The following is a 17,121-nucleotide window of genomic DNA, read 5'->3' on the forward strand; positions in this document are numbered from 1 at the left end:
CGAGAAGAGCTTGTTGCAGGGCTGGGAATTGTTGTGGGCTGTTAAGAGACAAAAGGCTGTTTGTCGTCTTTTTAGATAAACCAGTTGAGCACAAGCGGCAAAGATTTTTATTGATTCTATCATTTTAACGCATTAATGCGAGGGTTTTCTGTGCGCTTGAAATAATATCGAGGAAACAATGTCGTGCAACGGTGGCACGTTACGACAGTGCAACGAGAAAGCCCGCGACTAAAGTCGCGGGCTGAAAGTTACAACGCCGCCAACTTGTCGGCGTTCGCCTTTGCTTTTGTTTCTCTGAATATACTGTATTTGGTAACTGGTAACGTGGGGTGAAATCCCGTGCCAACCTGTCCCCTTTTGGGGGTACAACGTATCTTGAAAACTCGATATATCGGGTTGTTTGGGGAAGTTCCAAACGTAAAATATCCAACGCCCAAGAACAAACTCAGAATACTTGGGGCAAAGAGTGGGGCATCCACTCTTTAAGGGAGAAGACGTAAGACCGGCTTCGGTCGGCTGTCTTTGTCGATCTTAGAATCCCACGAGTTTATTCGTGGGAGTATGTCAAGACAAGCGAGTTGCTGATTTTCCCGGGTGTTATTTGTATTTGATGCCGCTGTAATCCGGCTTAATTGATGACGTGCCCTGGAAGGAGGGGTAGGTGTGTTTCCCTTGCATGTGGCTCCGGTCAATACGAAGCTGAAGGTCATGAAGGCCGGGAGCAATCCAGGGATGTCCAAACGCCTTGAGAGCCTTGGGTTGGGGGAGGGGAGTATCCTCACTCTGCTGCAGGATCGGGACGGGGATGTCATCGTCAAGGTGATGGAGGGCGAGAGCTGCCTGGCTCTGGACCACGAGATCGCGATGACTCTCCTGGTCGGGGAGGCTTAGAGACGGACATTTGGATGTGGAATGGGCACTGGCTGTCAGGACTGGCCCGACTTGGCGGAACGCCTCCGGGTCGGGTGTTTTGACGTCACGTTTTGAATTCTAGCGCAGATTGGGTGGGAACGATGAGCGAAGTGACGCTTGCGGAGCTTGCCCCGGGTGAGTCGGGGATGGTCGTGGGGATTAAGGGCAGGGGGATGTTGGCCCAGAGGCTGGTTGATATGGGGCTCTATCCCGGAGTCGCAGCCAGGGTCGTTCGAAGGGCGCCCTTGGGAGATCCCATTGAGGTTGACGCCGAGGGTGCACTCGTCAACCTGCGCTATGAGGAAGCTCATTTCGTGAAGATGAAGAAGCTTAATAATGGGCAAGATGAATAAAATGGGCAAAAAGATTGTGGCCCTTGCGGGGCAGCCGAACTGCGGAAAATCCACCGTTTTCAACAGTCTGACGGGCGCAAGACAGTTTGTGGCCAACTACCCCGGGGTGACCGTCGATAAGATGATGGGCTGGTACAGGAGGGACGGAGAGTCGGTGGAAGTGGTTGACCTTCCGGGGACCTACAGCCTGACGTCCTATTCGCCAGAGGAGCGTGTCTCTCGCGGCGTCCTTCTGGGCGAGCCGCTTTCAGCGGTCGTGAACGTCATGGATGCCGCGAACCTCAAGCGCAGCCTGTACCTGACAATTCAGCTTCTGGAGATGGAAATCCCCCTCGTGCTTGACCTCAACATGATGGACGTAGCCGAGAACCTGGGGATCACGGTGGACGCCGCAGGGCTCTCAAAGGAGCTGGGCGTCCCCGTCATTGGGACAGCCATCACCCAGGGGCGCGGACGGGAGGACCTGCTCAGAGCGATTGCCGACATGTCCCGCTCCAGTGCGCGGACGAGTCTGGCCACAGCCGAGCTCTACCCCGACCTTAAGGACGCCCTGCGGGAGCTGGAGGCCCTGCTGGCCGGCGCGTCCCTCGGGGAGACCTTCCCCCTTCCCTGGATTGCCGTCAAGTTGATGGAGGCCGACCCCGAGGTCGCGGCCTTGGTGCGCGAGAAGGCCGAGGGCAGGGCTCAGGAGGTCCTTTTGAAGGCGGAGGCCCTCCGGGAGCACTTTGAGCGGGAGAAGGGTATGAGTGCCGACCTCTACGTCTCCGGCCAGCGCAGCCGGAGGGCCGCGGCGATCGCAGGCCGCCATGTGGTCAAGAAGGACGCAGAGAAGGTGCATATCTCCGAGCGGATCGACCGGGCCGTCTGCAACAAGTTCTTCGGCCCCGTCTTCCTGCTGGTCGTCATTTACGGGTTCTACTACCTCTCGTTCATCCAGGGCTACAACCTCACACACTACACCTGGCCCGTCCTTGCGGGATTCCGAAGTCTGGCCGAGAGCGTCCTGCCGCAACCGGGGCTCATTGAGCTGCCCCTGTTGCGGGAGTTCGTCCTCTGGATTGTCGATAATCTGAATGCGCTCTTCAACTACATCCCGATCTTCTTCATCCTCTTCGCGCTGATCGCGGTGCTGGAGGACAGCGGTTACATGCCGCGGATCGCGTTTGTCCTGGACCGCATCCTGAGCCGGTTCGGTCTGCACGGGCAGTCCACCCTCCCGATGATCCTGGGTGGCGTCGTCCTGGGGGGCTGTGCTGTCCCTGCGGTCATGGCCACCAAGGGCATTCCGGATGAGAAGTCGAAGCTGGCGACGATCCTGACGTTGCCCATGCTCAACTGTCAGGCCAAGCTGCCGCTCTACTTCCTTCTTATCGGCATCTACTTCAACGAAACGGTGCGCCTGCCCCTGTTTGGAGAAGTCAACCAGCAGAACATCGTCATCGTTTTTATTCAGACGATCAGCCTGCTCTTCGTGCTTCCCATCGCCAAGATTCTGTCCATGACGGCGCTGAAACACAAGGAGACAGCCCCCTTTATCATGGAGATGCCGCCCTACCACATCCCCTCCCTGCGGGGGGTTCTGGGGCGCGCAATCGAGCGGATATGGCTCTACATTCGCAAGATCACGACCGTCGTCGCGGCCGTGGCCGTCGTCCTCTTTGTCCTGCTCCAGTTTCCCGGACTGACCCCGGAGCGAAAGGCCCACTACGAGGCTGAGAAGGACCGGGCCGTCCAGGCCTTCCTCGACAGGGCGAAAGATAAGAAACTGGGCTCCGGGCTCAGGAGCGAGGACGACGTGCTCCGCCTCATCCTCTACCAACAGGGCTACAAGGAACTGCTCAAGTCCGGGGCATCCGCGGAGAAGAAGAAGGCCTACGGGCTCAAGAACCCCGACTTCTTTGAGATCATCCAGAACAAGAAGGACCCGGAGGCGAAGGCGCTGGAGAAGGAGCTTAAGAAGCTGGTCCTCTTCCGGACCAATACCCTGACGGCTATCCGCAGAGAGCGCATCGACAACAGCCTTCTGGGAAAGATCGGCCGAGCCCTTGAGCCCGCCTCGAGGTACGCGGGCTTCAACTGGCGCGTCAACGTCGCCGTACTCAGTACGCTTGCGGCCAAAGAGAACAGCGTCTCCACCTTGGGGGCCCTCTACATCAAGGAGCCGGGGGAGGCCGGGGGTGCAGGCAAGAATACTGATACCTTGGAACAACGCATGAAGCAGCAGGAGGGGGACCTGACGCCTCTGCACGCGATGGCCCTGATGCTCTTCATGGTCCTCTGCCCGCCCTGTCTGCCGACGATCATGGCCATCCGGGTCCAGACGGGCTCCACTAGGTGGATGCTCTTCGCTTTCTTCATGCCTCTGCTCCTGGGGCTGCTCACCGCGGTGCTGGTGTTCACCGGCGGGTCCGCTCTTGGCCTGAGCGGCTTCCAGGCGATGTGGATGTTCTACCTGATCCCCCTGACCCTGACGGTTCTCCTGGGGCTGATCAAGACGAAGCGGACCTACAGCTGAGCCATGAGTTATGTGCTGCCTTCAGGGAGCCTGCTTTCGGCAGGATCGCGATCCTCAGGGACCGCGTGACTGGCATACATCACAATTATTTTATGTTATGGAGGTTTTCAGAGATGAACAGAAGGTTGTTGTCTTGCGTATTGGCGGCAGTCCTTGTCGTAGCCTTTGCCGGAGTCGCTCTGGCTCACACCCCGCTCTTCTCCTGCTGGGACAATGGTGATGGGACGCTCTCCTGTGAGGGCGGGTTCTCCGACGGCTCCTCGGCCGCGAACATCCCCATCCGGGTGACCAACGAGAAGGAGGAGGTCGTCTTCGAGGGCAAGCTGGATGAGCAGGGTGAGCTGACCTTCCCGAAGCCAGAGGGCGTCTTCTCCGTTACCTTCGACGGTGGCCCCGGCCACACCATCACCTTGAAGGACAGCGAGATTAAGTAGGGTTCGTGAGGCTTGGTTCGTCCGGGGCCTGTACCCCGGACGACGGAAGATCAGGAAATAAAGGAGTGTTCCTTTAGATGAAAAAAATCGTTGTACTCTCCCTGTTCGCGCTGTTTGCCGCGGCGCTTCCCGCGTCTGCCCACTTCCAGATGCTCTACACCCCCGAGACGATCCTGGACAAGGGGGGCGAGGTGCCCCTGAAGCTGGTTTTCACGCATCCCTTCGAGGCAGGGCACACCATGGATATGGGCAAGCCGCAGGAGTTCTTCGTCGTGAACAAGGAGAAGAAGACCGACCTGCTTGATACCCTGAAACCCATCACCTGGACCAGCCTGGAGAACAAGGGCAGGGCCTTCGAGACCTCCTTCAAGCTGAAGGGCATGGGTGACTACGTCTTCTGCCTGGTGCCTGCTCCCTACTACGAGCAGAGTGAGGAGACGTACATCCAGCAGATCACGAAGGTGATCGTGAACAACGGCAGCCTGCCCACGGATTGGGATGCCGAGATCGGGCTGAAGGCTGAGATCGTCCCGTTGGATAAGCCCTACGCGCTCTGGGCTGGTGGGGTCTTCCGAGGTGTTGTGAAGGGCGACGGCAAGCCGGTTCCCTTTGCAGAGATCGAGGTCGAGTACATGAACCACAAGCCCGACATGAAGAAGAACAGCTTTGAAAAGAAGGCAACTGTTGAAGCGCCGCACGATGCCTTCGTAACCCTGACGATCAAAGCCGACGCCAACGGGACCTTCACCTTCGCCATGCCCAAGGCGGGCTGGTGGGGCTTTGCCGCGCTGGGTGCGGGCCCCGACAAGGAGTTTGAGGGCAGGGAGCTTTCTCAGGACGCGGTGATCTGGGTCCAGGCGACCAAGATGTAAAACCCGGTTCAGACCCACGCCGGGAGCGAACGAGGAGAGGGGGCTTGAGAGTCATGGGCGTAGAGGAACTTGCCATTGTCCTGATCGCCCTTGCAGCCGCAGGGTACCTGATTCGCGGCTGGGTCGTCTCCGCTAAGCGAGGGGGCTGTGGTGGGTGCGGCTGTGGATGCGGGGATAAGTGCCCATCCAAAAAAGACTAGTGAGAAGGATTAGCCAGAACCGGCGGGCGGGTCTCTCGCGCTCCGGCATGGTGCGTTGTGTTGTTTGGGAAGTTATTTTTGGAGAAGGAAATTGAAGGAGGAAGATGTCTATGCGCAAGTTCTTTTCCGTGATGGTGGCCGGAGCGCTCTTTGCGGCTTTCCTGGGCGCGACGGCAGAGGCTCATGAGTTCTGGGTGAACGCGGACTACAAGGACGGCCTGCTCAAGGCCGACCTGGGCTACGGGCACGAGTTCCCCGATCCCGAGGTCATCCCCGACGAACGCACGCACCTCTTTGAGCCCCTGAAGCTGATCACGCCGGAGGGCGCGACGGAGATGGCGCTGGCGGGCGACAAGAACTACCACTACGAGGTCAAGGCGGACCTGAAGAAGGGCGACTACCTGGTGATCGGCAACTACAAGCCCACCTTCTGGGCCAAGGGGTCCGAGGGCTGGAAGCAGGCGGACAAGGCCAAGTACAAGGAGATGACGAAGGCCGATGCCACCTACGCCGAGGAGGCGGCGATGTACGCCAAGCTCGTCATGAACCTGGACGGCGCCGACGGCACGGACCTCATCACCAAGCCGGTGGGGCAGCGCCTGGAGCTGGTGCCCCAGGTCAACCCCGCGACGGTGAAGCCGGGGCAGCGCTTCCCCGTGCTGGTGCTGCTCGACGGCAAGCCTGCCAAGACGGCGGAGGTAAAGGCTGTGTACGCAGGTTTTACCGGTGGAGCGAAGGACGGCGACCCCGCCAACGAGTACAAGTGCTTCTGGGGGCGCACCGGCCTCGATGGCATCATCAACATCATCCCGGTGAAGGCCGGCTACTGGAACGCTTTCGTTCAGGTCAAGATCCCCTATGCGGACACGGCCGTGGCCGACGAGACCGTTCTGGTTTCTCGCCTGACCTTCACGATCGCAGAGTAACGGAGTAAAGAACGCTCGAAGGTCAAACGTCGTTTGGCTCCCGCTCCTTTTTGGGGCGGGAGCTTTTGTGTTCAGCCGCTCTTTAGAGGCCGCAGCCTCACAGCCCAAGGACGCCGAACAGGAGGACCCCCATCGCGGCGCTCAGGCCGATCACCTTCGGGATGCTGACCTTGAACTTCATCAGAAGGAGGGAGTCCAGCGCGCCCAGCCCCAGGGAGGGGAGGTGTGCCGCGCCTCCCTCGGCGTAGTTCGTCATGGCCAGGGTGAGCGCCACCCCGGCGATCAGGCCGATGCAGGCCGGCCGCACGCCCACCATGACCTGCTCCAGGCGGCGGCTGCTCTTGAAGCGCTCGAAGAAGATGGCTGCGACGGCCCCCAGCGTGAAGGTGGGGGTCAGCGCGCCGAGGTTGGCCGCGATGGCCCCAGGCAGCCAGGCCGCCCTCATGCCGGCGAACGTGGCGCAGTTCAGCCCCAACGGCCCCGGCGTCATCTCCGCGATGGCGACGAGGTCGGATATCTCCTCGGCCGTCATCCAATGGTGGGCGCTCATCTCGCTCGAGATGAGCGGGATCATGGAGAAACCTCCGAAGCTCGTGAAGCCTATCTTCACGAAGCTCCAGTAGAGCTCAAGCAGGCCGGCCGGTCCCACGCCGGTCCACCCCCTTCCGCTCGTACCCTTCGCAGATCAGGAGCCCGCAGACCGCGCCCAGGAGCACCAGCCAGACGCTGCTGACGCCAGGGAAGGCGTAGAGGGCGAACGTCACCGGGGCCACCGCCGCGCAGGGCGGGAAGCGAAACGCCCCGCGCACCATGGCGGCCAGCGCGCTCAGGATGATGGGGACGACGGCGGCCCTCACGCCCCGCATGGCCGCCAGGACCCAGACGTTGCCCTGCAGCGCGGCGTAGGCGCAGGTGACGCCCATCAGGATAAGGGTCGGGGGCAGGACCATCCCCAGCACGCAGGCCGCGCCGCCCGGAAGCCCCGCGCGCCGGTAGCCGTAGAACATGGCGATGTTGCCGATCATCGTGCCGGGAAGGCTGCGTCCGATGCTGGTGAGGTCCAGAAGGTCCTCGTTCGTCAGCGTGCCCTCCTTCTCGACGTATCGCTCGCGCATCTGTGCCACGATGCTCCACCCGCCGCCAAAGGTGAAACAGCCGAACCGGAAAAACTGAACGAAGAGCTTCCACGCCTCTGCGGCTCCCCCCATCGCTGCACTTCCTCTCAACAGGCCGCCGCCTCGTGCTTCTGGAGGTCGATGACGACGACGGCGGAGGTGACGGCGCGCCGGTCTGCGTCGAAGGGCTTAGCGTAGCCCTTCTCCTCGATCTGCTTCCGCCCCTCGTCCCGAAGCCTCGCGATCTCTCCCGCGCTCCGGGCCAGCTTGAACTCCAGCACGACAACGCGATGGGGAAAGAGGACCAGGACGTCGCTTCGCCCCCGGTTCGTGGGGACCTCCCCGTGGGCCGTGATGCCCGCCCCGCGCAGGAGCATCAGGAACAGGGAGCGGTACAGGGACTCGTCCCGCCGCGCGAGGTCCTGGTAGGGGATGGAGGCCAGGGCCGTGTTGTAGAGCCGGATGGCCTCGGTGACCTCCCCGTTGCTGAGCGCCTTCCACAGTTGTGCGCCGATGGAGCTGTACCCCTCCACGTTGTAGACGTGCTCCAGGTACATGCCGGCGATGGAGTCCAGGACCTCCCGGTTGGGGTAGTCCAGGGTCAGGGACTGCTCCTCCCACTTCTCGATGGTCAGGTAGCCCGCCTGGTAGAGGAAGCTCTCCGGTCGGGCCCGCTCGATCTCCTGGGAGCTTGCGAAGCTCTCCTTGACGACGAGGTGTCGGTACGCCTCCGGGTCCAATATCTCGTGTCGCTTCATGTAGGCGACGATGAAGGAGGGGGAGCCGGATTCGTACCAGTAGTTGGAGAACCGGCCGTTGAAGAAGAAGTTGAGGATGGAGAAGGGGTTGTAGAGGCGGGTTGTGCCGTCGAAGCAGAAGCCGTCGTAGTAGTCCTTCATCCGCATCAGGAGCTCCTGGCGGGAGAGGCGCATCTTGCCGGCTGTGTCGTCGATCCAGTCCGCGAAGTCCCGTTCAAGCTCCTCCTGCGTGTAACCAACAACGTCGCCGAAGCTCTCCGTCATGGAGATGTCCATCAGGTTGTTCATGGCGGAGAAGACGCCGGTCTTCGTGAACCTGGAGATGCCGGTCAGCATGACGAAGCGCAGGTACTCGTCGCAGCCCTTGAGGACGGTGTAGAGGGTGCGGAGCGAGTCGCGCATGGCCTCCGCCGCCTCCAGATTGCCGATCTTGTCCAGGATGGGCTTGTCGTACTCGTCGATCAGGACGACGACAGGGCCGCCCTGCCTGTGGAGGGCGCGGATAAGCTCTTGAAACTTATCGCTGGGCTGTTGGCTGGAGAGCGTCACGCCCGCATCTTCTGCCCTCCAGGTCAACGCGCTGTTAAGGGACCCTTCAAATTGAGCGACGTCACTGACGTTCATCATGCTCATGTCGAGCCGCAGCACGGGCGCGGGGTGTTTTGCCTGCTCTATGGCCCACGCCTCGGCGGCGAGGCCGCGGAACAGCTCTGCCTTGCCGCCGAACAGGGCGTCGAGCGTCGAGAGGGTCAGGGACTTGCCGAACCGCCGAGGGCGGGAGAGGAAGTACCATGCCCCCGCCTCGACGAGTTTCACCAGCCGCGCCGTCTTGTCCACGTAAACGCAGTTCATCCGCCTCAGTTTCTCAAAGTTGTACGTCCCGATGGGCAGCGTCTTTAAATTTCTTTTCATCGCTCCTTCACCTCGCCTTGTCTTGGGGCCGGCCCTTGCCGGACGCCCGTTGTTTTTAATATTATAGCTTTAATCCCGTGAAGAAAAACGTAAGGCGAAGGCGAAGCCAGGACGGTCGTCCGGATCAGGCGGGGAAGCGGAGTGCGCTATAATAGGACAAAATGAGAGGACTTTCCGCGGGGCCGCAGTCGACGGAGAGTTGGCGTATGGTTGGCGTATAATGAATTGAATAGTAATGGATGTTGAAGTCAATCGTTGCAGGTCGAGGAGGTTCACACGATGAAGAAGGTGGGTTTTCCCCTGCGCGTCGCTGCGGTTGTCGTCCTGGCGGCGTCGCTTGCCGCGGAGGGGACGGCTGCGCCGCAGGACGCCGAAACAGCGCTTCCCGCTTCGGGCGACGAGGCCGTCATGGAGGTCGCCGAGCCTGCGCCTGTCGGTGTGCCGGAGCCGAAGCCGTCCGCAGTGGGCTTCGAGATCATGGGCCCGAACGGGGAGCGCACCGTCGTTCCCCTGGACCGACTGGAGGTGCGGGAGGCGACGGGCTCTCTGGAGGGCCTGGACGGAGGGCAGCTTACGCTGGCCGTGGGGGGGCGGAGGTACGTCTGCCCGCTGCTGGCGGAGTGTGCCTTTGCGGACGAGAAGGGCCAGCCGATGAATCGCGCGGCGTTCGCCCAGCGCTTCCTGCGGCGCTACGTCAGGGTGGAGATGGAGAGGACGACGGGGACGGTCCTGTCGTGCCGGGCCATGTGATCGTCCGAGACGACGACGGTCCCATATGCTGAGAAGGAGGCTGTGTTTTGAGGAAACTGCGACCGATTTTGATCTCCGTGCTGGCGCTTGTTGCGCTGTTTGCCCTGACGGGAGCCGCGGCGGCCCGCTGCGTTCCGGGGGAGGTCCTGGCGGTCTTTAAGGGCGAGGGGGAAAGGGTGTCGGCCTCGTCCGTGCGCGCGGGGCGCGAGGCGTTCCGCGCGGCCTCCATTGCCGCCGCCGTGGGCGCGCGCGTGGAGGAGACCTACCCAAACCTCTCCGAGGCGGGAAACGGCGTCTTCGTGCGATTGAGCGGCGCCACCTCCGGGGAGGACCTGGTGCGGAATCTGCTCCAACGGGACGACGTGCTGGCCGCGTCGCTCAACTACGTCGTGCAGGCGTCCGCCAGGGAGCCGAACGACCCCGGCTTCCCCGCCCTGTGGGGGCTGAAGGCCATCAGGGCGCCTGAGGCCTGGGACCTCGCGACGGGGAGCGACGACGTCTACGTGGCCGTGATGGACTCGGGTATCGACACGACCGCGCAGCGCGTCGAGCTGGCGAACGTGGACGGGACCCTGAGCAGGAGTTTCGTGCCGCGCAAGCCCTCGTGGCAGGACGAGGACGGCCACGGCACCCACGTGGCGGGGACCATCGGCGCCAAGGGGAACAACGGCACGGGCGTCGTGGGCGTGAACTGGAACGTGAGGCTGATCTCCCTCCGCACCATGAACGAGAAGGGGCTGGGCTGGACCGGATGGATGATCAGGGGCGTCGAGTACCTGATCGGATTGTTGAAGGACCGGCCGAACCTGAAGCTGGCGGCCGTGAACGCCTCGCTGGGATGGTACGCTCCCGTCCTGAAGCCGGAAGAGCAGGGGAGGGATGTGATGTGGCAGGTGCTCAAGGCCCTGGATAATACGAACAGGGTCGTCCTCGTCGTCGCTGCCGGAAACGAGAGGACGGAGGTTGGTGCCCCGGCGCCACGGGATGGCCCGATGCTTCCTGGGACCGGAGAACCCCTGTACAAGAAGGGGGAGTGCGCCTACCCCGCCTCCTACCGGGGACTGCACAACATGATCGCGGTGGGGGCCGTGAGCACTGACCTCACCTTCGCTGCCGACTTCAGCAACTACAGCGGCGCCTACGTGGACGTCGCGGCGCCGGGCGTGAACATCCTCAGCACGACCTGTGCGGCGAAGGGTTGGCTGTTGTCCAACGATATCCGGGTAGCCGGGATGGCCGGCACCTCCATGGCGGCCCCCCACGTGACGGGGGCGGCGGCCCTGCTGAAGGCCGCGGACCCGACGCGCACGGCGTACCAGATACGGACGGCCCTGATCGAGGGGGCGGCGAAGAACCGGCCCGCCCTCGTCGGGAAGGTGGCGGGCGGTCGCCTGCTGGACGTCAGGGGCGCGCTGGACTACCAGATGGCGCATGGGGATCTGCCGTCGGCCCCGAACCAGCCGTCCATCCCCGACCAGCCGTCGAGCCCTGACCAGCCGCCGAGCCCCGGCCAGCCGGAAACTCCGGGCGGCCCCGACGACGCTCCCGGCTCCAGCATCTCCGCGAGCTACATCCAGCTCGATTCGGACCGCGTCGCCAACGGCGTGGACCTGTCCTTCACCCTGGTGGGGTGCCGCTACGACGAGGCGGCGAAGAGGGCGCAGATCAAGGACCCGCAGGGGAACTACGTGGGGGTTTGGGACCCGGAGGTCCTGATCGACGACACGCCCGTTCAGCACGAGTTCCGCTACGGCGGAGACTCGGCGCGCGTTCGGGTGCCCGCCGTGGAGGTTCCGAAGGACAGGGTCATCAGCCTGCGCGTGCGAGCGCAGATCGTGAGCGGGGACGCCTTGCTGACCACGAGGTATAAGAGCGTGAAGGTGGAGGGCGGCCAGGGGAGCGGCGGCAGCTCCGGCGGCGGGTGCGACGTGGGGCTGGGCGCTTTGGCGTTGGCCCTGCCGCTTCTGGCCCTCTCCGCGCGGCGTCGGGGTTAGCGGGCTGTACCTGCCCGCGAGGGGCAGACGGGGCGGCGGGCCTGAGCCTCAGGCCCGCCCGTTCTGCATCTGGCCGCGCCGCCTCGCGGTGGCTTCGTGGCGTTTGGAGTTTGGACCGAGCAGTTGGGGGGAATACGATGAGAACGAAATTGCCGACGTTTCCTGGAGGGGTGCATCCGCCGGAGGGCAAGGCGCTGACCGAGGAGAAGGCGATTCAGCAGCTGGCGCCGAAGGGCGAGCTGGTCTACCCGCTGTCCCAGCACATCGGGGCACCCTGCGCGCCCCTGGTGGCGAAGGGGGATCGCGTGCTGGTGGGCCAGAGGATCGCGGACACGGATGCCTTCGTCTCCGCGCCGATCTTTTCCTGCGTCTCCGGCACCGTGAAGGAGGTTGCGCCGCGCATGACGATCCCAGGCAGCGTGGCGCCGTGCATCGTCGTCGAGAACGACGGCATGGACGAGCACGCACCGACGCTGTTTGAGGAACTGGGGCACCGGCCGAAGCCGGAGGAGTACGTCAAGCTCATCCGGGCGGCGGGCATCGTGGGCATGGGAGGCGCCTGCTTTCCGACCCACGTCAAGCTCTCGCCGCCCAAAGACCGGGTCATCCGGTGGGTGATCGTGAACGGCGCGGAGTGCGAGCCCTACCTGAACTGCGACAACCGCCTGATGATGGAGCGCCCGGAGCCCATCATCGAGGGGCTGGAGATGTGCCTCAGCCTCTTTTCCGAGGCAAAGGGCGTCATCGCCATCGAGGCGAACAAGCCGGAGGCCATCCGCCGCATGGAGGGCGAGCTCTCGGAGCACGACCACACGCGCATCCGCGTGATGCCCCACAGGGTGAAGTACCCCCAGGGCGCGGAGAAGATGCTGATCGAATCCGTCACGGGGCAGGAGATCCCTCCGGGGGCGCTGCCCGCGGACGTGGGCTGCATCATCCTGAACGCCCGGACGGTGTGGCAGATATGGCTTGCCCTGACCGAGGGGCTCCCCGTGACGGACCGCGTCATCTCCGTGACGGGGGACGCCATTGCGGAGCCGAAGAACCTGCTGGTGCCCCTTGGCATCTCCGTCCGCGAGCTGATCGACGCGGCGGGCGGCTTCTGCGAGCCCCCCGTGAAGGTGCTGGCGGGCGGCCCCATGATGGGCATGTCCATGCGCTCCCTCGACGTGCCCGTGGTGAAGGGGACCTCCGGCATCGTGGCCCTGACGGCCAGGACGGCCCACGTCGAACCTGAATCCAGCTGCCTGCGCTGCGGGCGCTGCGTCGAGGCCTGTCCCGTCCACCTCGTGCCTTCCACGCTGGATCGCCTGGTGCGCCGGCGCGACTACGGCGTCTTTGAGGCCGAGGGCGGCATGAACTGCATCGAGTGCGGCTGCTGCACCTACGCCTGTCCAGCGTCGCGGGCCCTGACCCAGAGCTGCCGAGACGGAAAGGCCGCGGTGACGGCAGAGCGCCGGCGCGCAGCGGCGGCCCAGCAGAAAGCGGAGGCGAAGAGATGACTGCAATGACGGAACGAGACTTGAAGCTGGTGGTGGCGAGTTCACCTCACGTCCATTCGCCGCTCTCCACCCAGAAGATCATGGGCCTGGTGATCGCCGCTCTGCTCCCGGCGGGGGCGGCGGGCGTTCACTTCATGGGCTGGAGGGCCCTGGTCGTGATCGCCGTCTGCGTGGCCGCCAGCGTGGCTGCGGAGTACCTCTGGCAGCGCGCGACGGGGCAGAGGGTGACGGTGTCGGACCTGTCCGCCGTCGTCACGGGGCTCCTGCTGGCCTACAACCTTCCCCCCTCCGTCCCCCTTTGGATGGCCGCCTGCGGGGCCGTGTTCGCCATCATCGTGGTGAAGCAGTTCTTTGGCGGCATCGGGGGGAACGTCATGAACCCGGCCCTGGCCGCGCGCGCCATGATGCTGATCTCCTGGCCCGTCGCCATGACCGACTGGTCCCTGGACGGCGTCAGTACGGCGACGCCCCTGGCCGCGATGAAGGCCCTGAGCGGCGCCGGGGCATCCGCCGCGCCCGGCCCGTCCTGCTCCACGGCGGACCTGCTGCTGGGGAACGTGGGGGGCTGCATCGGCGAGACGTCCGCGGCGCTCCTGCTGCTGGGGGGTGCGTTTCTGGTGTGGCAGGAGGTCATCTCCTGGCGCATTCCCGTGATCTACACCCTCACCGCGGCCCTGCTGGCCGCGCTCTTCCGGCACGGCGGAGGCATGATGCCGCTGCAGGAGGCGCTGACAGGGGGCCTCCTCCTGGGGGCCATCTTCATGGCGACGGACTACACCACGTCCCCCATGACGGCGCGGGGGCAGGTGGTCTTCGCCGTGGGCTGCGGGGTCTTGACGGCCCTCATCCGCCGCTTTGGGGGCTACCCGGAGGGCGTGTCCTATTCCATCCTGATCATGAACGCGACGGTGCCCCTGATCGACAGGGTGACGAAGCCCAGGATTCTGGGGGAGGTTCGGAGATGAACGCGGCAGCTGAGGAGACGAGCCTGCACAAGGCCCTGCGCCTCGGCGGGACGCTGTTCCTCGTCACCGCCGTCACGGGGCTGGTCCTTGGCGGCGTGGAGCGGGGCACCCGAACGGCCATCCTCAAGGCGCGCATGGCGGACCAGGCCGACGCCCTGAGGAACGTCATGCCGGACGCGGAGACGTTCAAGGCCGTGGACGTCGCACCGGAGGACGGGACCGTCGTCGTGACCGGCGCTCAGGAGGCGCTGAAGGGGGACGCGCGCGTGGGGTACTGCCTCACGGTCTCCACCAAGGGCTACGGCGGCCCCATCTCCATGGTGGTGGGGCTGAAGGAGGATGGCTCCGTCAGCGCCATCCGCATCCTGACCCACGCGGAGACGCCGGGCCTCGGCGCGCGCTCCGCGGAGCCGGCCTTCTACCGGCAGTTCGACGGCCGGACGGCCCTGCCCCTGAAGGTGGTGAAGGGCGCCGCGGGGGCGGGGGACGAGATCTCCGCCATATCGGGCGCCACCATCACCTCGACCGCTGTCACGGCGGGGGTGAACGCCGCCGAGGACTACTGGAGCAGGAACTTAAAGGGAGGCGAGAGCAGATGAGCCGGAATCCCATCAGCATCATCAAGAACGGAATCCTGACCGAAAACCCGACCTTCGTCCAGTGCATCGGCCTGTGCCCCACCATCGCCGTCACCTCGAGCGTCGAGAACGGCATCGGCATGGGGCTGGCGGCGACCTTCGTGCTGATCGCCTCCAACGCCGTCATCTCCATGCTGCGGAAGCTGGTGCCGGACGAGATACGCATCCCGATCTTCATCGTGGTCATCGCGGCCTTCGTCACGGTGATCCAGTTTCTGATGGAGGGCTACGCGCCGGCGCTGAACCGGGCGCTGGGCATCTTCATCCCCCTCATCGTGGTGAACTGCATCATCCTGGCGCGGGCGGAGGCCTTCGCCTCCCGGAACGGCGTCATCGCCTCCATCTTCGACGGGCTGGGCATGGGCCTGGGCTTCACGGCCGCCCTGACCGTCCTGGGCGCGGTGCGCGAGGTCCTGGGGGCCGGCACGATCCTGGGCCTGCCCGTCGTCCCCGCGGGCTATCAGCCGGCACTGCTGGTGATCCTGGCTCCGGGCGGGTTTCTGATGCTGGGCATCTTCATGGCCCTGTTCCGCGCCGTTCAGGCGCGCCTTGCGGCCCGGCGCGGGGAGCCGGCTCCGGAGGCCCCTGCGGGCTGCGCCGCCTGCGCCATGAGCGGCAGCTGCCCCGGCGCCCGGATCGAGAAGGAGGATCAAAGATGACGGAACTCTTTCTGCTCTTCGTGAGCTCCATCTTCGTCAACAACATCCTGTTGACCCGCTTCCTGGGCTGCTGCCCCTTCATGGGTGTGTCAAGCCGGCTCAAGACGGCGGTGGGCATGGGGGCTGCGGTCGTGTTCGTCATCGTGCTGGCCTCGCTCATGACCTGGCTGACCTACAACTTCCTGCTGGCGCCCCTGGGCCTGGAGTACCTCTACACCCTGGCCTTCATCCTGGTGATCGCGGCGCTGGTGCAGTTCGTGGAGCTGGTGCTGAAGAAGCTGAACCCGACGCTCTACAAGGCCCTGGGCATCTTCCTGCCCCTCATCACGACGAACTGCGCCGTGCTGGGCGTGGCGGTGCTGAACATGAGCGAGAGGTACACGCTCACCCAGTCCCTCGTCAACGCCCTGGGGTCCTCCCTGGGCTTCCTGTTGGCCATAGCACTGATGGCGGGCATCCGGGAGCGCGTGGAGACGAATGAGGGCATTCCGGCCTGCCTCCAGGGCCTGCCCCTGACGCTGATCACCGCCGGGCTGATGTCCATCGCCTTCATGGGCTTCACCGGAATGGGCAAGTAGGGGAGGGAAGGCCATGAACTTCATGCACGATCTGATCGTTCCCCTGGTCCTGATGGGGGTCATGGGCGCTGTGTTCGGGGCGCTTTTGGCCATCGCCTCCGTGGTCTTTCGCGTGCGGCAGGACGAGCGGGTGGGCAAGATCCGCGCCGTGCTGCCGGGCGCCAACTGTGGCGGCTGCGGGTACCCCGGATGCGACAGCTACGCCGACGGGGTGGTGAACGAGGGCGCCGGGACCAACCTCTGCGTCGTGGGCGGAAGCGCCGTGAGCGCCAGGGTGGCGGAGATCATGGGGGTGAAGGCGGAGGAGACCGTCCCCATGCGCGCCTTCGTCCGCTGTCTGGGCTCCGCCGCACGCTCTCCGCGCAAGGTCCTCTACAGCGGTATCGCGGACTGCCGTTCGGCGGTCATGGTGCCCGGCGGGTCCCCCAACGAGTGTCCCTTCGGCTGCATCGGCTTCGGCACCTGCACGAAGGTCTGCAACTTCGACGCGATCTTCATGGGGCCGGACGGCCTGCCCGTGGTGGACCGGGAGCAGTGCGTCGGGTGCGGCGCCTGCGTCTCGGCCTGTCCCAAGGACGTGTTGACGCTCATCCCGCAGACGTCGGACGTCGTCGTGGCCTGCGGCTCCCACTGGAAGGGCCCTGCGGTGCGTCGGGTGTGTTCCATCGGCTGCATCGGCTGCGGCCTCTGCGCCAGGGTCTGCCCGGCGGGGGCCATCACCATGGACCGGGACCTGGCGGTGATCGACCCCGCGAAGTGTACGAACTGCGGCCTCTGCGCGCAGAAGTGCCCCGCCAAGTGCATCGAGACGGGCCAGTCCCTGGCCGCCTGCGCCAAGACGGCCTAGAGGCGGCAGGGAGGACGCGCCCTGACGGGGTTGCGGCGCTGCGGGCCGGGACCGGAAACTGAACGCACCACTTCAAACACAACCCCTCCGCCTCACTTCGTTCGGCACCTCCCCTTTCAGGAGAGGCAAAAAGAAGAGGCGTGTTTTTCAGGCCCCCCTGGAAGGGGGGCTGGCGAGCCCTGCAAGGGCGA

At 64.4% G+C, this 17,121-nt stretch carries 17 protein-coding genes; 14 read left to right on the top strand and 3 right to left on the bottom strand.

From position 1 onward, the window contains the following. Window positions 1–663 precede the first annotated feature (663 nt). From SY1_RS05485 to SY1_RS05515, 6 genes are all read left to right on the top strand, one after another. Window positions 664–891 (top strand): FeoA family protein, encoded by a 228-nt coding sequence (locus tag SY1_RS05485; RefSeq protein WP_208872988.1) that lies wholly within the window; start codon window positions 664–666, stop codon window positions 889–891. Between the two features lie 122 nt (window positions 892–1,013). After that, window positions 1,014–1,265 (top strand): FeoA family protein, encoded by a 252-nt coding sequence (locus SY1_RS05490; protein ID WP_015556426.1) that lies wholly within the window; start codon window positions 1,014–1,016, stop codon window positions 1,263–1,265. A gap of 1 nt (window position 1,266) precedes the next feature. After that, the gene (feoB, locus tag SY1_RS05495) at window positions 1,267–3,780 is read left to right on the top strand and encodes a ferrous iron transport protein B (RefSeq protein WP_208872990.1); all 2,514 of its coding nucleotides are present in this window, start codon (window positions 1,267–1,269) and stop codon (window positions 3,778–3,780) included. Window positions 3,781–3,893: 113 nt separating this feature from the next. Continuing rightward, window positions 3,894–4,214 carry a hypothetical protein gene (locus SY1_RS05500; RefSeq protein WP_208872992.1) on the top strand — a complete coding sequence of 107 codons (321 nt, stop codon included), beginning with the start codon at window positions 3,894–3,896 and terminating at the stop codon, window positions 4,212–4,214. A gap of 77 nt (window positions 4,215–4,291) precedes the next feature. After that, window positions 4,292–5,086, top strand: a complete 795-nt coding sequence (locus tag SY1_RS05505; RefSeq protein ID WP_015556428.1) for a DUF4198 domain-containing protein — start codon at window positions 4,292–4,294, stop codon at window positions 5,084–5,086. A 310-nt stretch (window positions 5,087–5,396) separates the two neighbouring features. After that, on the top strand, window positions 5,397–6,212 hold the full coding sequence (locus SY1_RS05515) for a DUF4198 domain-containing protein (RefSeq protein WP_015556429.1): 816 nt from the start codon (window positions 5,397–5,399) through the stop codon (window positions 6,210–6,212). A gap of 97 nt (window positions 6,213–6,309) precedes the next feature. Here SY1_RS05515 and SY1_RS05520 read toward each other — a convergent pair whose 3' ends face one another. From SY1_RS05520 to SY1_RS05530, 3 genes are read right to left on the bottom strand one after another with little or no spacing between them, the layout of a single operon-like run. Further along, window positions 6,310–6,861 carry a chromate transporter gene (locus SY1_RS05520; RefSeq protein ID WP_208872996.1) on the bottom strand — a complete coding sequence of 184 codons (552 nt, stop codon included), beginning with the start codon at window positions 6,859–6,861 and terminating at the stop codon, window positions 6,310–6,312. After that, window positions 6,839–7,438, bottom strand: coding sequence for a chromate transporter (locus tag SY1_RS05525; protein ID WP_208872998.1), 600 nt, complete (start codon window positions 7,436–7,438; stop codon window positions 6,839–6,841). The genes SY1_RS05520 and SY1_RS05525 overlap by 23 nt, the downstream gene beginning before the upstream one ends. Beyond that, window positions 7,435–8,997: an ATP-binding protein gene (locus tag SY1_RS05530; protein ID WP_015556431.1), complete on the bottom strand. Its 1,563-nt coding sequence runs from the start codon at window positions 8,995–8,997 to the stop codon at window positions 7,435–7,437. Before SY1_RS05530 ends, SY1_RS05525 begins: the two co-directional genes overlap by 4 nt. Window positions 8,998–9,276: 279 nt before the next feature. On the opposite strand from SY1_RS05530, the gene SY1_RS05535 reads away from it, so the two are divergent. The 8 genes from SY1_RS05535 to SY1_RS05570 all read left to right on the top strand — a co-directional run bounded on the left by SY1_RS05535 (window position 9,277) and on the right by SY1_RS05570 (window position 16,930). Beyond that, window positions 9,277–9,747, top strand: coding sequence for a hypothetical protein (locus tag SY1_RS05535; RefSeq protein ID WP_015556432.1), 471 nt, complete (start codon window positions 9,277–9,279; stop codon window positions 9,745–9,747). A 47-nt stretch (window positions 9,748–9,794) separates the two neighbouring features. Then, a complete protein-coding gene (locus tag SY1_RS05540; protein WP_208873000.1) occupies window positions 9,795–11,741 on the top strand; it encodes a S8 family serine peptidase in 1,947 nt (648 codons plus the stop codon). 137 nt (window positions 11,742–11,878) lie between these two features. Beyond that, window positions 11,879–13,243 (top strand): electron transport complex subunit RsxC, encoded by a 1,365-nt coding sequence (gene rsxC / locus SY1_RS05545; protein WP_208873002.1) that lies wholly within the window; start codon window positions 11,879–11,881, stop codon window positions 13,241–13,243. 5 nt (window positions 13,244–13,248) lie between these two features. Beyond that, window positions 13,249–14,208 (top strand): RnfABCDGE type electron transport complex subunit D, encoded by a 960-nt coding sequence (locus SY1_RS05550; protein WP_015556433.1) that lies wholly within the window; start codon window positions 13,249–13,251, stop codon window positions 14,206–14,208. Then, complete coding sequence (locus tag SY1_RS05555; RefSeq protein ID WP_015556434.1) at window positions 14,205–14,807, top strand: RnfABCDGE type electron transport complex subunit G; 603 nt, start codon at window positions 14,205–14,207, stop codon at window positions 14,805–14,807. Before SY1_RS05550 ends, SY1_RS05555 begins: the two co-directional genes overlap by 4 nt. Further along, window positions 14,804–15,505: an electron transport complex subunit RsxE gene (gene rsxE, locus SY1_RS05560; RefSeq protein WP_015556435.1), complete on the top strand. Its 702-nt coding sequence runs from the start codon at window positions 14,804–14,806 to the stop codon at window positions 15,503–15,505. Before SY1_RS05555 ends, rsxE begins: the two co-directional genes overlap by 4 nt. After that, a complete protein-coding gene (gene rsxA / locus SY1_RS05565) occupies window positions 15,502–16,083 on the top strand; it encodes an electron transport complex subunit RsxA (RefSeq protein WP_015556436.1) in 582 nt (193 codons plus the stop codon). The genes rsxE and rsxA overlap by 4 nt, the downstream gene beginning before the upstream one ends. A 13-nt stretch (window positions 16,084–16,096) precedes the next feature. After that, on the top strand, window positions 16,097–16,930 hold the full coding sequence (locus SY1_RS05570; RefSeq protein ID WP_015556437.1) for an RnfABCDGE type electron transport complex subunit B: 834 nt from the start codon (window positions 16,097–16,099) through the stop codon (window positions 16,928–16,930). Window positions 16,931–17,121 lie beyond the last annotated feature (191 nt).

The sequence above is a fragment of the Fretibacterium fastidiosum genome (assembly GCF_000210715.1).
Classification (GTDB): Bacteria; Synergistota; Synergistia; order Synergistales; family Aminobacteriaceae; genus Fretibacterium; species Fretibacterium fastidiosum.